Annotated in this window: 2 protein-coding genes and 1 pseudogene; all 3 read left to right on the plus strand. The window is 66.8% G+C overall.

All coding sequences use genetic code 11. From position 1 onward, the window contains the following. Window positions 1–1,356 (plus strand): conjugative transfer ATPase (locus CYU89_RS13335; RefSeq protein ID WP_296281673.1); only part of this gene is annotated, 1,356 nt, incomplete at its 5' end. A 13-nt stretch (window positions 1,357–1,369) separates the two neighbouring features. Then, on the plus strand, window positions 1,370–2,113 hold the full coding sequence (locus CYU89_RS13340; RefSeq protein ID WP_073652009.1) for a thioredoxin domain-containing protein: 744 nt from the start codon (window positions 1,370–1,372) through the stop codon (window positions 2,111–2,113). Between the two features lie 195 nt (window positions 2,114–2,308). Beyond that, window positions 2,309–2,539 (plus strand): annotated as a pseudogene (locus CYU89_RS13345) (DNA repair protein RadC); the annotation flags it as partial.

The raw sequence follows: 2,539 nt of genomic DNA on the forward strand, positions 1-2,539 counted from the left end.
ATCACGTTCTTCAACCGCGGCGGCGGTCCGATCACCTTCGATCCGTTGAACCGCCTCGACCGGCAGATGAACGCGCATCTGTTCCTGTTCGGCCCCACGGGTTCGGGCAAGAGCGCGACGCTCAACAACATCCTGAATCAGGTGACGGCGATCTATCGGCCGCGCCTGTTCATCGTCGAGGCGGGCAACAGCTTCGGCCTGTTCGGCGACTTCGCGGCACGGTTGGGCCTCACCGTGCATCGCGTGAAGCTCGCGCCGGGCGCGGGCGTCAGTCTGGCTCCGTTCGCCGACGCCTGGCGCCTGGTCGATACGCCGAGCCAGGTACAGACGCTGGACGCCGATGCGCTCGACGAAGACCAGCCCGATGCCGGCATGGCCGTGGAAGGTGATGAGCAGCGCGACGTGCTCGGCGAGCTGGAGATCACTGCACGACTGATGATCACCGGAGGCGAGGACAAGGAAGAAGCGCGCATGACGCGCGCCGACCGCAGCCTGATCCGCCAGTGCATTCTCGATGCGGCACAGCATTGCGTGGCGGACAGGCGCACGGTGCTCACGCGCGATGTGCGCGACGCGCTGCGCGAGCGCGCCCGCGACGCCACGCTGCCGGAGATGCGGCGCGCACGACTGCTGGAGATGGCCGACGCCATGGATATGTTCTGCCAGGGCGTTGACGGCGAGATGTTCGATCGGTCAGGCACGCCGTGGCCCGAGGCGGACATCACCATCGTGGATTTGGCCACCTTTGCGCGCGAGGGCTACAACGCCCAACTCTCGATCGCCTACATCTCGCTCATCAACACCGTCAACAACATCGCCGAGCGCGACCAGTTCCTGGGCCGCCCGATCATCAACGTGACGGACGAAGGCCACATCATCACGAAGAACCCGTTGCTCGCGCCCTACGTGGTCAAGATCACCAAGATGTGGCGCAAGCTCGGCGCCTGGTTCTGGCTCGCCACACAGAACCTGGACGACTTGCCGAAAGCGGCCGAGCCCATGCTCAACATGATCGAGTGGTGGATCTGCCTGTCGATGCCGCCCGATGAAGTCGAGAAGATCGCGCGCTTCCGCGAACTCAACGCTTCGCAGAAGGCGCTGATGCTCTCGGCACGCAAGGAGGCCGGCAAGTTCAGCGAGGGCGTCATCCTGTCCAAGTCGATGGAAGTGCTGTTCCGCGCCGTGCCGCCCAGCCTCTACCTGGCGATGGCGATGACCGAGCCCGAGGAGAAGGCCGAACGCTTCCAGTTGATGCAGCAGCACGGCATCAGCGAGCTGGATGCCGCCTTCCGCGTGGCCGAGAAGATCGACCGTGCGCGGGGCATCGAACCCCTGGCGCTGGACACGCTGGCCTGACGGCAGCGACACGATGCGCCTGCCTTCATTCGCCCGCCGTCATCCCTGGATCGGTCTGCTGATCGTGGCGACGATTGCGGTGGCCTCGTGGATGCTGCTGCGCGCGCCGCATCCGGCAACCGAGCCCATGTCTTTGGCCGCCGCCGGGTCCGAAGCGTCGAAACCGGCCGGCCCGCCCTGGCTGTATGGCCGTGCCGATGCGCGCTTCACGGTGGTCGGGTACGCCGACCTGGAGTGTCCGTACTGCCGGGCCTACTTCCCCGCGCTCAAGCGCTGGATCGACGCCCATCCCGAGGTGAACTGGCAGTGGCACCACCTGCCGCTGTCCATGCACGAGCCGGCCGCGACTGCCGAGGCACGCCTGGCCGAGTGCGCGGGCGAGACGGGCGGACATGCCACGTTCTGGCAGGCCGTGGCGTGGCTCTACTCGAACACCCGCGGCGACGGCCACGGCCTGCCGGAGGGCCTGCGCTATCCCGACCTCACACCAACCATGCAGGGTTGTCTCGACAGCGAGCGCCCCGATGCGGTCATCCGTGCCCAGGCGGTGGAAGCAGCACAGCAGGGCATCGCGGCCACGCCGGCCCTGCAACTGCGCGACCGCGAGTCCGGCAAGACCCTCCTGCTGCACGGTCCCGTCGAAGGCGATGCCTTGCTGTCGGCCATCGACCTGCTCGCCGCCGGCAACACGACCGTGGCCGAACCCGCCCATCCCCCAGACATGCCCGCCGGCGTTGCCGGTGACATGCCCAGGTAGCCATCGATCTTCAAGGCTGCGGCGCGGCTCGTCCGCGTTGATCGAAACCCGTTCGCATCGCATCCCTTGACGCGAACAGCCACCGCATCCGCGGTGGCGGATGCCCGCTCGTCACCTGTTCCATCCCCAACGTCCCCAGGAGGGTTTGCCCTCCAGGGGCAGGCGCCCTCCGATCTCATCCATTGGAGGTTCGCCATGTCTCTTGTCATCGCCGACTCCCGCCCGGAGTCGCTCACCCTGATCGCCGCCCAGCACGAAGACTGGATCATCCGGCAGGCCATCACCCTGCTGGAGAACCGCGTATTCAAGGCCGGTCCGGCGCTGGGCAGTCCCGCCGCCGTGCGCGACTACCTGCGCCTGAAACTGGTCGCGGAGCCGAACGAAATCTTCGCCGTCGTGTTTCTCGACAACCAGCACCAGGTGCTC

Source organism: Pseudoxanthomonas sp., assembly GCF_002863005.1.
GTDB lineage: Bacteria > Pseudomonadota > Gammaproteobacteria > Xanthomonadales > Xanthomonadaceae > Pseudoxanthomonas_A.